Source organism: Caulobacter sp. GW456-12-1-14-TSB4 (assembly GCF_059424195.1).
On record NZ_JBWKZF010000013.1, the window covers coordinates 88,625 to 106,341 of the forward strand.

A 17,717-nucleotide genomic window follows, 5' to 3' on the forward strand; every position below is an offset into this window, starting at 1 on the left:
GGTCCGCAAGACGGGAAAGGCCGCGGAGCGATCCGCGGCCTTTTTCTATTTCAGGCCGTGGCCGCTGACGGGAATGGTCTCGAAGTGCTGCGGGAAGCCGGCGATGATCGGCCGGGCCTTGGCGATCGCCGCCTGCACCGACGGCAGCTTCAGCGACGCGGCATGGGCGTCCTTGTCGATCCAGACCTCGGTGATCCAGAGGGCGTCGGCGTTGGCCGGATCCTTGGCAATCACGTAGCTGAGACAGCCGGGCATGTCGCTCGTCCCCTCGCCCAGGATGGCCAGCAGCTCGTCGCGCTTGCCCGGCGCGGCCAGCATCTGTCCGATCAGTCCGTACATGGGCTTGCTCTCCTGGGCTTGAGCGACGGGCGCGAAGGCGGCGACGGCAAGGCCGCCGGCCAGCACGTCGCGTCGGATGATCTTGCTCATGACCGCACCTTGCGTCAGCACGCGCCAAATCTTGGCAGCAGCCTAGCCGGCCTTGCACTCGCCCTGGGAAGCGACACTGACCCCAGCCGCGCCCGCCGTGCAGGCGTTGCCGTAGGTCTTGCCGTCACAGCCGCAGACCGGCTGGTAGATCCGCGTGCAGATTTGCGGCGTCTTCTTGCAGACGCCCGAGGCGTCAGCGACCCGATGGCAGACGCCAGGCTCCATCTGGCAGGTCAGGCCGCTCTGGCACTGGAAGCCCGCGAAACCGCCACACATGCCGCCCTCGGCCACCGGGGTGCGAGGCGACTGAGCCGGCGGGCCCGAAGGACCAGGAGACGTCGGCGCCGTGCAGGCGGTCAGCAGCACGACGGCGAGACAGGCGAGCAGACGGCGCATGGAGGACCTCCGAGGAACAGGCGGAACGATTTTGCCGGCGACCGGCTCCTTCCGCTCTCCTTTAACTTGATAACGGGGTTCTTTTCGTCTGTCCTTCCCGCCTCTTCGAGAGTCGGGGTTTTTCATGATCAGATGGCGTAGCGCGGCGACAGCCGTGAGCCTGCTCGCGCTGGGGCTTTCCGCCTGCGCGACGACCGGGACCGGTGGTCCCACCAAACCGTCCAGCACGGCCAAACCAGCGGAAAAGGTCGAGGCCAAGCCGCTGCCCAAGGGGCTGGACGGCCAGGCTTCGACGGGCTTCCCGTCGACCTACAGGCCGTTCCCGTCGCAGGCCACGGCCTTCGTCGGCGCCACGGTGCTGACGGCCACCGGCCAGCAGATCGAGAACGGCGTCGTCGTCACCTCGGGCGGCAAGGTCGTCGCCGTCGGCGGTCCCGACACCGCCATCCCCGCCGACGCCGTGAAGGTCGACGCCACCGGTAAGTGGCTGACCCCGGGCATCATCGACGCCCACAGCCACCTGGGCGTCTATCCCTCGCCCGGCGTCCAGGCGCGTTCGGACGGCAACGAGGCCACCGATCCCAACACCGCCCAGGTCTGGGCCGAGCACTCGGTCTGGACGCAGGACCCCGGCTTTAACCGGGCCCGCGCCGGCGGCGTGACCACGCTGCAGATCCTCCCCGGCTCGGCCAACCTGTTCGGCGGTCGCTCGGTGACGCTGAAGAACGTGCCGGCCCTGACCATGCAGGGCATGAAGTTCCCCGACGCCCCCTACGGCCTGAAGATGGCCTGCGGCGAGAACCCCAAGCGCGTCTACGGCTCCAAGGGCCGTTCGCCCTCCACTGCGATGGGCAACGTGTTCGGCTATCGCAAGGCCTGGATCGACGCGGCCGACTACGCCCGTCGCTGGGACGATTACCGCGCCAAGGTCCAGAAGGGCGAGAAGGCCGACGCGCCCAAGCGCGACCTGCAGATGGAGACCCTGGCCGGCGTCCTGAAGGGCGACATCCTGGTGCAGAACCACTGCTACCGCGCCGACGAAGAAGCCGTGATGATCGATATCGCCAAGGAGTTCGGCTACAAGATCACCATGTTCCACCACGCGGTGGAGAGCTACAAGATCGCGCCCCTGTTGGCCAAGGAAGGGATCTGCTCGGCCACCTGGGCCTCGTGGACCGGCTTCAAGATGGAAAGCCTGGACGGCATCGACGCCAACGCCGCCATCCTGTGGAAGAACGGCGCCTGCGTGGTCATCCACTCCGACGACCCGATCATGACCCAGCGGCTGAACCAGGAAGCCGCCCTGGCCATGACCGCCGGCAACAAGCTGGGCTACGGCATCAGCCGGGCCGAGGCGATCAAGTGGATCACCGCCAACCCGGCCAAGGCCATGGGCATCGGCGACAAGACCGGCTCGCTCGAGCCCGGCAAGGCCGCCGACCTGGTGGTCTGGAGCCGTGACCCGTTCAGCGTCTACGCGCAGGCCGAGAAGGTCTTCATCGACGGCGCGCTGATCTACGACCGCAAGGACAAGCGCTTCCAGCCCAAGTCCGATTTCGAGCTCGGCCAACCCGGCCAGGGAGCGTTCAACTGATGATCCGGTCACTGCTTCTCGCCAGCGCCGCCTGCGCCCTGGCTCTCCCCGCGGCGGCCGAAACGGTCGCCATCGTCAACGCCCGCATCGAGCCTGTCTCCAGCGCCGCGATCCCGAACGGGACCCTGGTGATCAAGGACGGCAAGATCGCCGCCGTCGGCGCCAATGTCGCCGTTCCGGCCGGCGCCAAGGTGATCGACGCCAAGGGCGGCGTCGTCAGCCCGGGCCTCGTGGCCTCGTCCTCGAACCTCGGCGCGTCCGAAGTCAGCGGCGTCCGCGAGACCCGCGACGACGGCACCGGCAGCGCGCTCAGCGCCGCCTTCGACATCAGCTACGCCATCAACCCCGCCTCGACCTTCATCCCGTTCGCCCGGGACGGCGGCATCACCAGCTCGGCCGTCGTGCCGGTGCTGTCGGGGACCGGCGGCGGCGCCCACGAGCATGCCGACGACGGCGTGGTCGAAGAGATGACCGCCGGCAAGACCGGTGACGGCGATCCCTCGCTGTTCGGCGGCCAGGCGGCCTTCATCCGCCTGAAGGCCGGCGCGACCGACATCGTCGAGGCCTCCAAGCTGGCCGTCACCGTCTCGCTGGGCGAGAGCGGCGCACGGGCGGCCGGCGGCTCGCGCGGCGCCGACCTGATCCTGATCCGCTCGGCCCTGGAGGACGCTCGCGCCTTCGCCGCCCGCCGCTCGGCCTTCGAGCAGGGCGCGACCCGTGACTTCGGTCTGTCGCGTCTGGACCTGGCGGCCCTGATCCCGGTCGTGCAGGGCAAGACCCCGCTCTTGATCCGCGTCTCCCGCGCCGCCGACATCCGCCAGGCGCTGAAGCTGGCGGCCGAGGAGAAGATCAAGATCATCCTCGAAGGCGTCGAGGAAGGCTGGCTGGTCGCGGCCGAGATCGCCAAGGCCGGCGTGCCGGTCATCGTCGATCCGCAGGCCGACCTGCCCGACAGCTTCGAGGCCCTGGGCTCGCGCCTGGACAACGCCGCCCGCCTGAACGCCGCCGGCGTGACGGTGGCGATCAACGGCTCGCGGGACTTCAACAACCTGCGCCAGGAACGCCTGAACGCCGGCCTCGCGGTCGCCAACGGCCTGCCCTACTCCGCAGGTCTCGCCGCAGTGACCCTGGTCCCGGCCAAGATCTGGGGCCAGGACGGCAAGATCGGTTCGCTCGAGGTCGGCAAGATCGCCGACGTCGTGGTCTGGAACGGCGACCCGCTGGAGACGACCAGTTGGCCGCTGAACGTCTTCGTCGGCGGCGTCGAGCAGCCGCAGGACAGCCGCCAGAACCAGCTGCGCGACCGCTACGCGGCCACCGACGCCAGCGGTTACCCGCCGGCCTACCGCTAACCCCAGGCCTAGCTCTACAGTCCGCCCCCGGCAAACGCTGGGGGCGGATTTCTCTTTTCAGGGGACGCCCGCGAGGCGATACGAGGCCCCCGCGCTCGAATCGCCTAGAGTTCCCCTTATGTCCTCTTCCGATAAGACCCCTTCCCTGTTTGGCGACGATGACGCCCTGGCGCCGGTTCCGGCCGCGCCGTTCCAGGCCAGCGTCGAGCCGCATGTCGAGCCGACTCCGCGCCCCATGCCGCCGCCGCCTCCGTCCAGCAAGCCGGCCTCGCCGCCTGCGCCGGCCGGCAAGGCCAGCGATCCGGGCGAATACTCCGCCGCCGACATCGAGGTGCTGGAAGGGCTGGAGCCCGTCCGCAAGCGTCCCGGCATGTACATCGGCGGCACCGACGAGCGGGCGCTGCACCACCTGTTCGCCGAAGTGCTCGACAACTCGATGGACGAGGCCGTGGCCGGCTTCGCCAAGACCATCGAGGTCAAGCTCGACGCCGACGGCTATCTGTCGGTCAAGGACGACGGCCGCGGCATGCCCGTGGACCCTCACCCCAAGTACCCGGGCAAGTCGGCGCTGGAGGTCATCATGACCGTCCTGCACGCCGGCGGTAAGTTCACGGGCAAGGCCTACGAGACCTCCGGCGGCCTGCACGGCGTCGGCGCCTCGGTGGTCAACGCCCTGTCGGAACGCGTCGAGGTCACCGTCTGGCGCGACGGCTTCGAGCATCTGCAGGTGTTCTCGCGCGGCAAGCCGCTGGGCCCGATCGAGCAGCTGGGCCCGTCGCGCAAGAAGGGCACCATGGTGCGCTTCAAGCCCGACGACGAGATCTTCGGCGAGGGCACGAACTTCAAGCCCGCCCGCCTGTACCGCATGGCCCGCTCCAAGGCCTATCTGTTCCGTGGCGTGCAGATCAAATGGTCCTGCGACCCCTCGCGGATCCATGACCAGACCCCGCCCGAAGCCGTCTTCCACTTCCCCAACGGCCTGGCCGACTTCCTGGCCGAGCGGACCAAGGGCCTGACCACGATCACGCCCGACAGCTTCTCGGGCCGCATCGAGCGCCAGGGCGAGGCCGGCGCCGTCGAGTGGGCCGTCAGCTGGACGCCCCAGGGCTTCGGCGAGCACGACGGCTTCATGCAGTCGTACTGCAACACCGTGCCGACCCCCGAAGGCGGCACCCACGAGAGCGGCTTCCGCGCCGCCCTGACCAGAGGTCTGAAGGCGTACGCCGACCTCAAGGGCGAGAAGCGCGGCACGATCATCACCGCCGACGACGTCGTCGCCCAGGCCGGCGCCCTGATCTCGGTGTTCATCAAGAACCCCGAGTTCCAAGGCCAGACCAAGGAAAAGCTGTCCACGACCGAGGCCCAGCGCTTCGTCGAGGCGGCGCTGCGCGACCCGTTCGACCTGTGGCTGACCTCCAGCCCGAAGAACGCCCAGGCCCTGCTGGAATTCGTCATCGAGCGGGCAGAGGAGCGCCTCAAGCGCCGCAAGGACAAGGAAGTCACCCGCGCCAGCGCCACCCGGAAGCTCCGTCTCCCCGGCAAGCTGGCCGACTGCGCCGGCGGCGCGGTCGATGGCGCGGAACTCTTCATCGTCGAAGGCGACTCGGCCGGTGGCTCCGCCAAGCAGGCCCGCGACCGCAAGTACCAGGCCATCCTGCCCTTGCGCGGCAAGATCCTGAACGTCGCCTCGGCCAGCGGCGAGAAGTTCACCGCCAACAAGGAACTGTCGGACCTGATGCTGGCCCTGGGAGCCCAGGGCGGGAACAAGTATCGCGAGGAAGACCTCCGCTACGACCGCATCATCATCATGACCGACGCCGACGTCGACGGCGCCCACATCGCCTCCCTGCTGATCACCTTCTTCTACCGGACCATGCCGGACGTGATCCGCCAGGGTCACCTGTACCTGGCCCTGCCGCCGCTCTACCGCATCGCCCACGGCGGCAAGTCCGAGTACGCCCGCGACGACGCCCACAAGGACGAGCTGCTGGCCACGGTGTTCAAGGGCAAGAAGCCCGAGATCGGTCGCTTCAAGGGCCTGGGCGAGATGATGGCCGCGCAGCTGAAGGAGACCACCATGGATCCGAAGAAGCGCACCCTGGCCCGCGTGACCCTGCCGCGCTCGGAAGAGGCGGTGGAAAGCCTGGTCGAGACCCTGATGGGCCGCAAGCCCGAGCTGCGCTTCCGCTTCATCCAGGAGAATGCCGAGTTCGCGTCGGCGGACCTGGACCTCTAGCACCCACGGCGCCGCCGCTTCACGCGGCGGGCCGCTGAAGGTTTGGAAAGGGACGCGGAGCGCCGGGCTGCGCCCGGAGTGTGAGGAGTGAATACCGTTTCGACGAAGCCCGAACGCTCCGCGTGACCGTTTTCCGGAAGCGTGACGCCCTGATGCTGTTCGCACCCAAACGCCCTTGAAGCCTCCGACGGGCGGGCCAGGCCGCGAAGCCTGGTCCCGGATGCGGCTGTTTCCAACCGCCTGTCGTCTCCTCGGCCCGACATCCCACGTCGTTTCTGTGTTCCAGGGCCGACCGCCGCCAGAGGGATGTAGTTGCGGAGCTTCCCCCGCACCGACGAGCACGCCCGCTCGATCACACCCCGCCGCCACGATGGTCGCTGGCCACGCGCCCTTTCCTCGCGACGAGGTGGGTAGACTGTACGGCAGGTTTTGGAGCCGGGGACGGAGAAGCGTGAACGCTCGTGCGTCACCCCCTGAATCCCTCTCTCTTTGAGAGAGGGAGGGGCCCATGCGCAGCATGGGAGGGTGAGAGGTTACACCCTCTCCGGACAGGGCAATGACGACGTACGCGACGGAACGGCCAGCGTTTTCACCGGCCACCAGTGAAACCTCTCACCCTCCCACCGCTTCGCGGCGGGCCCCTCCCTCTCTCTATGAGAGAGGGTTTCCGGTGGGCGCAACACCCGTCCCCGTCGCGGCGTAAGCCCCCTGCTCCGCCCGCATCCGGTAGGCCATCACCGCCGTATGCCCCAGCCGCTCCACCAGCCGCCAATTCACAATCGCCCCCAGCGGCGCGCCGACCACGGGGATGAACTGGGCCAGTTTCGCGAGATCGATGTGGTCGCGGTACTGCTGCTGGAAGGCCCGCCAGTTGAAGTCGTTCAGGTGCTGCGGGTGCGCCTTCGCATCCCAATCGTCCAGCGCCGCCAGCGCGCCGGCCCGGTGCGCCGCGTCCGAAAACGCCAGCTCGAAGACATGCAGGATGAACAGCCGCTCGGACAGCTCCGTCCCGTCATGGCCGAAGATCGCGGCGATCTCGAACAGGAGCTTGATCTTGAAGCTCATCAGCAGCGGGAAGTCGGCCGCCGCCAGCAGGAAGCCCCCGGCCCCGGTGACCCCGCCCTCGGCCGCCGCCGCCTTCTTCCAGCCGTCGATCGCCTTGGCCGCCCTGGCCCGGCGCTCATCCAGGGAGAGGCCGACCAGCGGCGAGCCCGTCGCGTAGTCCGACCCGACCAGCAGCGCCCGCGTCATCCCCTCGATGGCGGCGGTGATGGCGGCGTGGACCTTCTCCGGGATCAGCCGATTGATCCGCTGCTGCGTGGCGCGGGCGAGGCCGTTCAGCGGGCCGGCAGGGCGGGTGAGGTCGGCGCGCCAGGCGACGAGGTCGGGGGAGAGGTTCATTGAACGTCGCGCAAACCTGATTGCATCCGCGAAAAAATTCGCGAAAAAATTGCGAAGGGAATCAGATCCTCCGGGGGGAAGGACGGTCAATTGGCACGAGACTCTAAAACCGAAGTTGCAGCTATCAACTTGCGCATACCGAGCGATGCGAACAGAGACTATGTCGGCCTAATAATTCTGCTGGCATCCCTGCGTAGAGGTGTCCGAGTCCATGGCGACACGTTCGTTGCAATTCAAAGCTTCAACGAAGCCACTCGCATCGGGACATTTTCAAAATACACAGAGATCGACATTAGGGGTGACTGGTTCAATTTAGAGAAATTTTCTCGCGCCTCTGCAGAAGACAAGAGCGCCATTAACATACCGGAAAAACTCAGACCAAATCATGCCGCCTTCTATTTCAAAATAAACAACGACCTTCATACACTCGCATTCGAATTGTATTCAGATTCGAAAGGATTGAGCACGAGATCAGTAGAGCAATATTTTAAATACGCCCTTCAATGGAAAGAGGTATCCGCGCAGTATGGCGATGTCCAAGCGGATATCATTAAAAGTTATGACGAGGCAGAATCCCTTCTGGGACTCCCAAAACTCAAAGAAATAAGATTCATCATCAGGCGCCCCAACCCCGATGATATTGACAATGGCTTGGCAGATTTCATCGAGAACATCCTTTTCGAGCAGAATGCCGACGAATATGAAGAGGTCATAAAATCAAAAGACAAAGACCCCATCATTCCGAATGAAAGATCGTTCAAGCTCGCAAAGGTCGCATCGGAGAACGGGACATTTTCTGTAAAGACGGTCGAAAATGGCGTCATCACTTCTCACTCCACCGATGAGATACCGCTTAAAGAAGTCATCAAACATAAATCAGACGACTCCGCCCTAAACCTTTTCGTTCGCATGGCGGGCGACCTATTTGAAAAGGTTCGCACAGCAAGGGCTCAAGTTCGTGGCCAGGAGTAAGAAACTCTCCAATTGGAACCGCCTATACCACCAGTACGGCGGTTGGAGCGCACTTCTCAAATCCCCATACCTATTCATCGCTGTATCTATGGGCGTGCTCGAATGGCGACTATGGCTGGACGATAAATGGACAGAGATGGCTCGAACTATTTTGCCAACTCTGGCGGGATTTTCTATCGCAGCATACGCTCTAATATTTTCCGCGCTTAGCGATACACATAAAAAATTACTTAGAAGGCCGCAGGATATATTCCAGGGCAGATCACCACTTCTCATGATTGTGAGCACGGTAATTCACGCCACAATCGTACAGATTCTCGGCGTTCTATCCTCGATCATATACTCCGCAAAGCCGCTCCCAACACTGAATGGAATGGAAGAGCAGGCCAGATACATCAATATAGCCTTCTCCGCTGGCGGAGTAGCTATAATGAACTACGGAATAGTTCTAGTTATTGGATCAGTTCTAACCGTCTTTACGATGATGGAAATTGGCCCTCCAGCTAAAGCTCCACAGCCTCCATCCACACCCTCTGCGAGCTAATCCCCACTATCCCCAGCCCCCTCGCCTCGTCCTGCGTCACAACCCGGCCTATATGCTTGACCGCACATTCACCACGCCGGGCCCCAGGGATTGTCCACCCAGTTCAGACTGCCGCTGACCGCCGCGCCGCGCTACGGCCGGGAGGACTTCGCCGTCTCGGGCTGTAACGCCGACGCCTTGGCGCGGCTGGACGCCTGGCCGAGCTGGCCCGAGGGGCGGCTGGCGCTGGTCGGGCCGGTCGGGAGCGGCAAGACCCATCTGGCGCGGACCTGGGCGCAAGCCGCCGACGCGGTGGTGATCGACGCGGCGGACGCGGGCGACATCGACCTGCCTGCCCTGCGCGGCCGGGCGATCCTGGTCGAGGACGCCGACCGGCGCTCCGGAGGCCTCTCCGACGAAGCCCTGTTCCACATCCTCAACATGGCCGGGGTCGACGGCGGCAGAGTGCTGCTGACCGCTCGCTTGGCGCCGATCGCCTGGAGATCGTCCGTGCCCGACCTGCGCTCGCGGTTGAACGCGCTGTCGGTGGCGGCGATCGACGAGCCGGACGACGTGGTGCTGCGGGCGGTGCTGGAGCGCGCCTTCCGGGCCGAGCACCTGAAGCCCGATCCGGACCTCTACCCCTACCTGATCGCCCGCCTGCCCCGCTCGGCCGCCGAGGCCCTGGCCGCGGCCAAGCTGCTGGACGAGGCGGCCTCGCAGCACCATCGCGCGGTGAACAAGGCGCTGGCGCGGGAGGTGCTGGGGGATTTGGAGGGTGAGGAGGAGTAGTCCTCTTCCGCCCCAAACTCCGTTTCCCCGGGGAAAGCCGGGGCCCAGATTCATCCTGAGCAGCTGGGGTGATCGCGCCTTTCGGCAGCGTCCGCTGCCTCCGACGCCCCGGGTTCGATCTGGGCCCCGGCTTTCGCCGGGGAAACGGGTGTTGAGGGGAACCCGGATGGATTGCTCAGCACACCGCGCGTTGTCGTCACCGCGTCACGGCGTTCGTTCACCCTCTGCAAAACTTTCGCGCTAGAGTGGGATCATGACCGACGCCACCGCCCTGACACCGCTCGTCCCCGCCGCGCCCGAGATTCCCGCGCCGCAGACGGGCCTGACCCTGGACGCCGAGCTGCTGGCCTCGCCCGAGCGGTTCTTCAACCGCGAGACCTCTTGGCTGGCCTTCAACGAGCGGGTGCTGGAAGAGAGCGCCAATCCGCGCCACCCGCTGCTGGAGCGGCTGCGGTTCCTGTCGATCTCGGCCAACAACCTCGACGAATTCTACATGGTCCGCGTGGCCGGCCTGAAGGGCCAGGTGCGCGAGGGCGTGCGGGTGATCAGCCAGGACGGCCTGACCCCCGGCGAGCAGCTGGCGCGCATCAACGCCTCGGCCGCCGAGCTGATGGGCGAGCAGCAGAAGATCTGGCGCCAGGTCCGCACCGAGCTGTGGGACGAGGGGCTGAAGCTGCTCGACGCCAAGGACATCGAGGGCGAGGATCGCAAGAAGGCCGAGGAGATCTTCCTCAACCAGATCTTCCCGGTGATGACGCCGCTGGCCATCGACCCGGCCCATCCGTTCCCGTTCATCCCGAACCTGGGCTTCTGCCTGGCGCTGAAGCTGCGCCGGATCGCCGACGACAAGCACCTCTACGCCCTGGCCCCGGTGCCCTCGCAGGTGCGGCGGTTCTGGGAGCTCAGCTCCGTCGTCACGCGCGGCAAGAAGCGCCAGCGCAAGATCGTGGCGCTGGAGAGCCTGATCATCCTGTTCCTGGAGCACCTGTTCCCCGGCTACGAGGTCGAGGGCCGGGGCCTGTTCCGCCTGAACCGCGACAGCGATCTGGAGATCGAGGAAGAGGCCGAGGACCTGGTGCGCGAGTTCGAGGCGCGGCTGAAGAAGCGTCGCCTGGGCCGCGTGGTGCGGGTCAAGATCCAGACCACCATGCCGCCGGACCTGCGCGACTTCATCATCGAGGGCCTGCGCGCCGAGCCGGAAGACGTGATCCTGGTCGATGGCAAGCTGGGCCTGGCCCAGATGTCGGAGCTGATCCCGCCGGACCGTCCGGACCTGAAGTTCCCGCCCTTCAACGCCCGCTTCCCCGAGCGCATCCGCGACCACGGCGGCGACTGCTTCGCGGCGATCCGCGAGAAGGACATCCTGGTCCACCACCCGTTCGAGAGCTTCGACGTGGTGGTGCAGTTCATCCGCCAGGCCGCGCGCGATCCGAACGTGCTGGCGATCAAGCAGACGCTGTACCGCACCTCCAAGGACAGCCCGATCGTGGCGGCCCTGATCGAGGCGGCCGACAACGGCAAGAACGTCACGGCCCTCGTGGAGATCAAGGCCCGCTTCGACGAGGAAAACAACCTCAAGTGGGCGCGCGACCTTGAGCGGGCCGGCGTGCACGTGGTGTTCGGCTTCGTCGACTGGAAGACCCACGCCAAGCTGTCGGTGGTGGTGCGTCGCGAGGGCGAGGGCCTGCGCACCTACTGCCACTTCGGCACCGGCAACTATCACCCGCAGACGGCGCGGATCTATACGGACCTTAGCCTGTTCACCTGCGACCCGGCCCTGGGCCGCGACGGGGGCAAGCTGTTCAACTTCATCACCGGCTACGCCCAGCCGGGCCATCTGGAGCGGCTGTCGTTCTCGCCGATGACGCTGAAGCCGGACCTGCTGAAGATGATCGCCGCCGAGGCCGACAACGCCCGCGCCGGCAAGCCGGCCGGCATCTGGGCCAAGATGAACTCGGTGGTCGATCCGCAGATCATCGACGCCCTCTACGCCGCCAGCCAGGCCGGCGTGCAGATCGAGTTGGTCGTGCGCGGCATCTGCTGCCTGCGTCCGGGCATCAAGGGTCTGTCGGAGAACATCCGCGTCAAGTCGATCGTCGGCCGCTTCCTGGAGCACGCGCGGATCATCGCCTTCGCCAATGGCGGACCGATGCCGTCGGCGCAGACGCGGCTGTTCATCAGCTCGGCCGACTGGATGCCGCGCAACCTCGATCGCCGCGTCGAGACCCTGGTCCCGGTCGAGAACCCGACCGTGCACCAGCAGGTGCTGGACCAGATCATGGTCGCCAACCTCAATGACGAGGCCCAGAGCTGGCGCCTGGACAGCGAGGGCGGCTACGCCCGCGACGCCAGCTGGAAGAACCGCGGCGCCTTCTCGGCCCACGACTACTTCATGACCAATCCGAGCCTGTCGGGCCGAGGCCACAGCGCCCGCGACCTGCCGCGCGCCTTCGACCACGTCGGGACCAAGCGCAAGCGTTGAGGCGGCTTGCGCTCGTCTCGTTGTTGATGCTGTCGGCCTGTACGCCCGCGCGACAGGCCGACATCTGCGCGATCCAGGCCCTGCCCTCGCGCCCCGGCGTCGACCGCTTCGGCGTCGCGCCGGGCGTGGAGCACAAGGCGCAGGCGGACGGCGCGGTGTTCGGCCCCGGCGTGTTCGGCGGCTACCACATCCGCTGGTGGGGCTTCTGCGCCAGGAAGGCCGACACCACCGACATGCTTCTGCTCGGCCCCGCCCCTTGGGCCCTGACCAAGGGCGGCGAGCGGGCGCATGGCCGGCAGGTCAGCTACGGCACCTGCTATCACCGCAACGACGGCGACGGCTGGCGGACGGTGGCGTGCCGGATCAATCCTTAGGCCGTGCGTGATCCTCGTCCTTCGACAAGCTCAGGATGAGGATCAAGGCTTAGGCCTCGCGCAGTAGAAACCTCATCCTGAGCTTGTCGAAGGACGAGGTTTTGGCCCCTCAGCGTGCGACACTCGCTGCTTCTGCGAACGCGCTCGAAGCCAGGTTCGCCGCCACCGTCCGCAGCCGCGCCAGACCGTAGGCCAGCCGCCCCTCCGGCGTCGCCAGCAGCGGCTCGCCCAGCGCCAGGCCCTGGTGGATCGTGTCGAGGTCCGGCCCTTCCAGGCTGTCGGCCCTCGCCTGCCCCGCCACGCCGGCGACGAACACCGCCGCGTGGAAGACGTGGCTGACCTGCCGGAACAGCCACAGCCGCGCCCGCTCGGCGTCGGTGGCCTCCCGGCCGAAATAGGTGCGTAGCAGCAGCGCCTCGCCGTCCGGATCAGCGGCGTAGGTGTTGGCGATAGCGGCGAGGTCCACATAGCGATCTGCCCGGAACGCCGCCTCCCAGTCGACCAGCCACACCCGCCGGCCGTCATAGACGAGGTTGCCGGGATTGAGGTCGTTGTGGCTGGACACCGGCTGCGGCGGCAGGCGCTTGCACACCGAACGCAACCGCGCCCAGGCGTCGAACGCCCCGATCGGGACTACGCCGCTACGCCCCGCCTCGCCGACCAGCGCGTCGAGGCCATCCAGATAGTCGACCAACGGCGGGAAGCCGTCGATGGCGTGCAGCGCCCGCACCGCCTGGGCCAGCTCGACCACGAGGTCGGCGCGGGTCCCGGCATAGTCCAGCGCCATCGACCGGGCCTCGATGAAGTCGCTGATCACCACCCCGTCGTCCGGATCGGCGTAGCGCACGCGTGGCGCCAGGCAGGCGTCGGCGGCCAGCTTCAGGCAGGCATAGCCGCGATGCGGATCGCGCAGCCCGTCCCGCCCCGCCTCGACCCGCAGCAGATAGGCGATGCCGCCGACGCGGATCTTGTAGACGCCTGCCCCCGACAACCCGCCGGACACGGCCGTCCAGCCGTCGAGCGTCTCGGTCCCGAACGCGGCGCGCAGGGCCTTGGCGACGGTGGGGAGCTGGTCAGGAGAAACGGACATCGGCGGAACCTCTCGAAGATCATCGCCTTATTTACCCGGACAGAAATAGAGTCAATATCACCCGGGCAATAATGGGTCGAAACGATCAAGGCGTTTTCCGACAAGCCTTTCCGCGCGTTCTTCTCCACCGAAATCGGTTGTTCCTGCTTCCCCCATCCTCCGAATACGCTACATCACCCTCATGCCCTTCCCGGCGCCGCGCGACGCGGCTGTGATCGATATCGGTTCCAATTCGGTCCGCCTGGTGGTGTACCGGCTGGAAGGCCGCGCCATCTGGACCGTCTTCAACGAGAAGGTTCTCGCGGGCCTGGGTCGTGACCTGGGCGGCAGCGGCCGCCTGTCGCCCGAAGGCGTCATCCAGACCCTGCAGGCCCTCAAGCGCTTCCGCGCCGTGCTGGAGGCCGTCAATCCGGCCGAGACCTTCGTGGTCGCCACCGCCGCCGCCCGCGAAGCCGTGGACGGCCAGGACTTCATCGACCGCGTCCGCGACGAGACCGGCTTCGTCGTCCGCGTCCTGTCCGGCGAGGAAGAGGCCCACTACGCCGCCGTCGGCGTGCTGGCCGGCGCTCCCGACGCCGAGGGCGTGGTCGGCGACCTGGGCGGCGCCAGCCTGGAGCTGGTGCGCCTGTCGGCCACCGGCGCCGGCCGGGGCGTGACCCTGCCGCTGGGCCCCTTCAGCCTGAGCACCGCTAATGGCGTCCAGGGGGGCGCCTTCGACGGCGAGCGCGTCCGCCGCCTGTCGCGCGAGCGCCTGGCCACCGTGGCCGCCGACTTCAAGACCGACACCTTCCACGCCGTGGGCGGCGCCTGGCGCAATCTCGCCCTGCTGCACATGCGGCTGTCGGGCTACCCGCTGCACGTCGTCCACCAGTACGAGATCGGCGCCGCCGAGGCCCTGGACGCCGCCCGCCTAGTCGCCCACCAGTCCAAGAGCTCGCTCGAGCGTATCGAGGGCATGAGCAAGAAGCGCTCGGAGACCCTGCCCTACGCCGCCGTGGTGTTGGAAACCCTGATCGAGCAGCTGGGCCTCAAGCGCATAGAGATCTCGGCCTATGGCGTGCGCGAGGGCCTGTTGTTCGAGGCCATGCCGCCCCGTGTGCGCGGCCTGGACCCGCTGATCGAGGGCTGCGCGGCCCTGGGCGCCCGCCAAGGCGCGGTCGACGACCTGGACACCGCCCTGGACGCCTGGATCACCCCGGCCTTCCGCACCCTGCCGCCGCTGTTCGGCGAGCGCGACGGCATCCTCGTGTCGGCCGCCTGCCGCCTGTCGGACGTCGGTGCGCGCCTGCACCCCGATCATCGCGCCGACCTCGTCTTCGAGCAGGTGCTGCGCGCCCCGATCGCCGGCCAGACCCATGTCGAGCGCTGCTATCTGGCCGTGGCCGCCCACGCCCGCCATGCCACCACCTTCAACCCGCCCGAACTCCAGACCCTGGAGCGCCTGCTGAGCCCCGCCCAGCTGAAGCGGGCCCGCGCCCTGGGCGCCACCATCCGCCTGGCCTGCGACCTGTCGGGCCGCAGCCCGCGCCTCTTGGCCCACTCGCGCCTGACCCTGGACAAGAGCCACCTGATCTTGGCGGCCGACCCCGGCTATGCCGATCTGTTGCTCGGCGAACAGACCAGCAAGCGCGCCAATACCGCCGCGCAACATCTGAACTTGAAGCCAAAGATTATCACGGGATGAATCCAGGTATAGGCAGCCTGGATAACATGCTTAATCACCCCTGAACTTCCCCGATACGGGGAAATTGACAAGTTGTCGCAGTCAAGCGCCAACAGCACAGCATAGTTTGTTAGCACTGCTTCCGTAGCGTGACCTCAACGAAATAAACGGAGGTCAGTGATGTTGAAGCGTAAGTTCGACTACCTGGACGCTATCGCCCCGGCTCCGGTGGAAGCCCGCAAGCGTCCCGACCTGCACGTCGCCAACGATCACGACACGCCCGTGGCCAGCGCCGCGCGCAGCCTGCAATCGGAAATCGGCCGCGTCTTCGCCCAGGAAAACACCTGGTCGGTCCGCCGCACCGTCGCCATCGGCGTCGCCTTCCACCTCGGCGTCTTCTGCGCCCTGGGCCTGGCCGCCGGCGGCGCCCTCAGCCAGTTCGCGCATCACTAGGCATACAGCTTCCCTCTCTCTTTGAGAGAGGGAGGGGCCCGCCGCGCAGCGGTGGGAGGGTGAGAGGTTACACCCTCGCCGAACGAAGCACCGCCAAGACATCATCGGCCACGCCACCGGGATCGGTCATCACACGTTCGTTGCGGAACCTCACCACGACATATCCAAACAGTTCGAGCATCGCGGTGCGTCGGGCGTCATCGTCGTCGCGGCCTTCGTGCGCTGCGCCATCCAGCTCAACGATCACCTTGGCGGCTTCACAGACAAAGTCCGCGATATAGCGATCGATCGGATGTTGCCGCAGGAACCGGAACCCGCCGAGGCGGCGGTTGCGGACCAGCCCCCAGAAGGCCTTTTCGGCTAGCGTCTGACCTCTCCGAAGGCGACGGGCGTTAGCGGTGGGATACATGGCTCAAGCATGAGCTTGGCCTGGAGGCCGCTCAACCGAAGGAATCGGGATTTCCCGGCAGGCGGTGAAACCTCTCACCCTCCCACCGCTGCGCGGCGGGCCCCTCCCTCTCTCAAAGAGAGAGGGTTCCGGTGAGCGCCCTGCCCTAGTCCGATAGCGACGCCTCCGCGCCCTGCGTCCCGCTATCCAAATCCAGATAGTCCGTGAACGGAATCCGGTACACGCGGTCGAAGAACTCGGCCTGGAAGCGGAAAGGCAGGTTGGCGTCGCTGTTCCACAGCATGACGATCCCGGTCTTGGTCGCCGGGTCGAACATCATGGTCGAGCGGTAGCCCGAGACGCCGCCGCTGTGGCCGACCAGGCGGTGGCCCTTGTAGGTGAAGCTGCGCATGCCCAGGCCGTAGGCCGGGCTCTTCAGCTCGCGGGCGATGTTCAGGCGGCCATAGGGGCGGCCGGTGGCGACGCGGGGGCGCTGGACCTCGTCCAGCACGGTCGATGACAGCACGTCGGGCTTGAGGCCCATCTGGGCCTGCATCCACGCAGCCAGGTCGACGATGGTCGAGTTGACGCCGGCGGCGGCGGGCACGTGGTAGTAGGCGTCCGACAGTTTTAGCTCCCGGCGGGCGCGGTCGTGGGGCCGGGCCCAGCGCGAGGCCGAGGTCAGGCCGTCCATGCCGATCGAGGCGCCGCTCATGCCCAGAGGCGTGAACAGCTTGCGCTGCACGGTGGCGGCATAGGGCTCGCCGGTCTTGCCCTGGATGACCTCGGTGATCGTGTCGTAGGCGACGTTCTGGTAGCTGTGGCAGGTGCCTGGCGGGCAGACCGTCTTCAGCGTGGCGTAGGAGCCGCGGATCTTGGCGGGATCGACGCCGTCCTCCAGCTGACCGTCATAGGCGTTCTTGCCCAGGCCCGTACGCTGGGACAGCAGCTCCTCGACCGTCAGGCTGTTCTGGGCCTCGCCCGGCAGGCGCAGGCTGGTGTTGAAGGCGACCAGCGGCTCGGTCAGGGCGAAGGTCCCGTCAGCGGCCAGTCGGGCGCTCAGCGTCGAGGCCACGGTCTTGGACAGCGAGGCCCAGCGGAAAACGGTGCGGGCGTCGACCTTCTGGCCGCCCTCGGTGGTGTGGCCATAGCCATGGACGAAGGACAGCCGGCCGTTCTCGACCACGGCCACGGCCAGGCCCTCCATGGTCTTGTCGGCCGCCATGGCGGTGATGCGGGCGTTCAGGGCGTCGTAGTCGATGTCGCCATGCCAGGCCGACGGCTGTTCGGGCGTGTTCCGCGCCGCCTGCTCGATCGCCTCGGACACCGCCTTGGGCGCTTTCTTCAGGAACGGCAGGGTCGCCAGGCCCCCAACCACGACGAGGCCCGCGACGCCGGCGGCGATCCATTTCAGCCGCCGAGCCTTCTCCCAGTCGCTCAGCCCAATTCTCGACACGGCGGGTAAACTCTTGAAACTGGATTGGAAACCGATCGCGGGAGGACGAGTCCGCGACTCGTCCCGCACCGGTTCCTTCTAGTGAAGAACACCCGATCTGGGCGCCGAAAAATGGG

16 protein-coding genes are annotated in these 17,717 nt (G+C 66.8%); 10 read left to right on the forward strand and 6 right to left on the reverse strand.

From position 1 onward, the window contains the following. Positions 1–45: 45 nt before the first annotated feature. Complete coding sequence (locus AC07YH_RS14185) at positions 46–429, reverse strand: putative quinol monooxygenase (protein ID WP_494747616.1); 384 nt, start codon at positions 427–429, stop codon at positions 46–48. Positions 430–471: 42 nt separating this feature from the next. Further along, on the reverse strand, positions 472–825 hold the full coding sequence (locus AC07YH_RS14190; RefSeq protein WP_494747617.1) for a Kazal-type serine protease inhibitor family protein: 354 nt from the start codon (positions 823–825) through the stop codon (positions 472–474). A gap of 124 nt (positions 826–949) precedes the next feature. Between AC07YH_RS14190 and AC07YH_RS14195 the strand changes: the two genes are divergently transcribed. The 3 genes from AC07YH_RS14195 to parE all read left to right on the forward strand — a co-directional run bounded on the left by AC07YH_RS14195 (position 950) and on the right by parE (position 6,007). After that, positions 950–2,419 (forward strand): amidohydrolase, encoded by a 1,470-nt coding sequence (locus AC07YH_RS14195; protein ID WP_494747618.1) that lies wholly within the window; start codon positions 950–952, stop codon positions 2,417–2,419. Then, positions 2,419–3,771, forward strand: a complete 1,353-nt coding sequence (locus AC07YH_RS14200; RefSeq protein ID WP_494747619.1) for an amidohydrolase family protein — start codon at positions 2,419–2,421, stop codon at positions 3,769–3,771. The genes AC07YH_RS14195 and AC07YH_RS14200 overlap by 1 nt, the downstream gene beginning before the upstream one ends. A 118-nt stretch (positions 3,772–3,889) precedes the next feature. After that, entirely contained in the window at positions 3,890–6,007 is a 2,118-nt protein-coding gene (gene parE, locus AC07YH_RS14205; RefSeq protein ID WP_494747620.1) for a DNA topoisomerase IV subunit B, read from the forward strand. A 651-nt stretch (positions 6,008–6,658) separates the two neighbouring features. On the opposite strand, the gene AC07YH_RS14210 is transcribed toward parE, so the two are convergent. After that, complete coding sequence (locus tag AC07YH_RS14210) at positions 6,659–7,408, reverse strand: EcsC family protein (protein WP_494747621.1); 750 nt, start codon at positions 7,406–7,408, stop codon at positions 6,659–6,661. Between the two features lie 90 nt (positions 7,409–7,498). Between AC07YH_RS14210 and AC07YH_RS14215 the strand changes: the two genes are divergently transcribed. The 5 genes from AC07YH_RS14215 to AC07YH_RS14235 all read left to right on the forward strand — a co-directional run bounded on the left by AC07YH_RS14215 (position 7,499) and on the right by AC07YH_RS14235 (position 12,551). Then, positions 7,499–8,380, forward strand: a complete 882-nt coding sequence (locus tag AC07YH_RS14215) for a DUF4747 family protein (protein WP_494747622.1) — start codon at positions 7,499–7,501, stop codon at positions 8,378–8,380. Next, positions 8,367–8,924, forward strand: a complete 558-nt coding sequence (locus AC07YH_RS14220) for a hypothetical protein (protein ID WP_494747623.1) — start codon at positions 8,367–8,369, stop codon at positions 8,922–8,924. The genes AC07YH_RS14215 and AC07YH_RS14220 overlap by 14 nt, the downstream gene beginning before the upstream one ends. A 90-nt stretch (positions 8,925–9,014) precedes the next feature. Beyond that, on the forward strand, positions 9,015–9,695 hold the full coding sequence (gene hdaA / locus AC07YH_RS14225; protein ID WP_494747624.1) for a DnaA regulatory inactivator HdaA: 681 nt from the start codon (positions 9,015–9,017) through the stop codon (positions 9,693–9,695). 253 nt (positions 9,696–9,948) lie between these two features. Further along, complete coding sequence (locus tag AC07YH_RS14230; protein ID WP_494747625.1) at positions 9,949–12,177, forward strand: RNA degradosome polyphosphate kinase; 2,229 nt, start codon at positions 9,949–9,951, stop codon at positions 12,175–12,177. Continuing rightward, entirely contained in the window at positions 12,174–12,551 is a 378-nt protein-coding gene (locus AC07YH_RS14235) for a hypothetical protein (protein WP_494747626.1), read from the forward strand. The genes AC07YH_RS14230 and AC07YH_RS14235 overlap by 4 nt, the downstream gene beginning before the upstream one ends. A 109-nt stretch (positions 12,552–12,660) precedes the next feature. On the opposite strand, the gene AC07YH_RS14240 is transcribed toward AC07YH_RS14235, so the two are convergent. Beyond that, on the reverse strand, positions 12,661–13,641 hold the full coding sequence (locus AC07YH_RS14240; RefSeq protein WP_494747627.1) for a phosphotransferase: 981 nt from the start codon (positions 13,639–13,641) through the stop codon (positions 12,661–12,663). Positions 13,642–13,822: 181 nt separating this feature from the next. On the opposite strand from AC07YH_RS14240, the gene AC07YH_RS14245 reads away from it, so the two are divergent. After that, complete coding sequence (locus AC07YH_RS14245; RefSeq protein ID WP_494747628.1) at positions 13,823–15,325, forward strand: Ppx/GppA phosphatase family protein; 1,503 nt, start codon at positions 13,823–13,825, stop codon at positions 15,323–15,325. 156 nt (positions 15,326–15,481) lie between these two features. Beyond that, positions 15,482–15,757, forward strand: a complete 276-nt coding sequence (locus tag AC07YH_RS14250; RefSeq protein WP_494747629.1) for a hypothetical protein — start codon at positions 15,482–15,484, stop codon at positions 15,755–15,757. A gap of 67 nt (positions 15,758–15,824) precedes the next feature. Here the strand turns inward: AC07YH_RS14250 and AC07YH_RS14255 are convergent, their stop codons facing one another. Together AC07YH_RS14255 and AC07YH_RS14260 are read right to left on the reverse strand one after the other, a co-directional pair. Next, on the reverse strand, positions 15,825–16,166 hold the full coding sequence (locus AC07YH_RS14255) for an endonuclease domain-containing protein (protein ID WP_494747630.1): 342 nt from the start codon (positions 16,164–16,166) through the stop codon (positions 15,825–15,827). A gap of 145 nt (positions 16,167–16,311) precedes the next feature. Continuing rightward, positions 16,312–17,601 (reverse strand): serine hydrolase domain-containing protein, encoded by a 1,290-nt coding sequence (locus AC07YH_RS14260; RefSeq protein WP_494747631.1) that lies wholly within the window; start codon positions 17,599–17,601, stop codon positions 16,312–16,314. Positions 17,602–17,717 lie beyond the last annotated feature (116 nt).

Excerpts from the sequence above, each read along its gene's own strand:
- AC07YH_RS14190 (WP_494747617.1), bottom strand. The coding sequence starts at position 825 with ATGCGCCGTCTGCTCGCCTGTCTCGCCGTCGTGCTGCTGACCGCCTGC.
- AC07YH_RS14230 (WP_494747625.1), top strand. The coding sequence starts at position 9,949 with ATGACCGACGCCACCGCCCTGACACCGCTCGTCCCCGCCGCGCCCGAG.
- AC07YH_RS14255 (WP_494747630.1), bottom strand. The coding sequence starts at position 16,166 with ATGTATCCCACCGCTAACGCCCGTCGCCTTCGGAGAGGTCAGACGCTA.
- AC07YH_RS14200 (WP_494747619.1), top strand. The coding sequence starts at position 2,419 with ATGATCCGGTCACTGCTTCTCGCCAGCGCCGCCTGCGCCCTGGCTCTC.
- parE (WP_494747620.1), top strand. The coding sequence starts at position 3,890 with ATGTCCTCTTCCGATAAGACCCCTTCCCTGTTTGGCGACGATGACGCC.
- AC07YH_RS14195 (WP_494747618.1), top strand. The coding sequence starts at position 950 with ATGATCAGATGGCGTAGCGCGGCGACAGCCGTGAGCCTGCTCGCGCTG.
- AC07YH_RS14245 (WP_494747628.1), top strand. The coding sequence starts at position 13,823 with ATGCCCTTCCCGGCGCCGCGCGACGCGGCTGTGATCGATATCGGTTCC.
- AC07YH_RS14210 (WP_494747621.1), bottom strand. The coding sequence starts at position 7,408 with ATGAACCTCTCCCCCGACCTCGTCGCCTGGCGCGCCGACCTCACCCGC.
- AC07YH_RS14185 (WP_494747616.1), bottom strand. The coding sequence starts at position 429 with ATGAGCAAGATCATCCGACGCGACGTGCTGGCCGGCGGCCTTGCCGTC.
- AC07YH_RS14240 (WP_494747627.1), bottom strand. The coding sequence starts at position 13,641 with ATGTCCGTTTCTCCTGACCAGCTCCCCACCGTCGCCAAGGCCCTGCGC.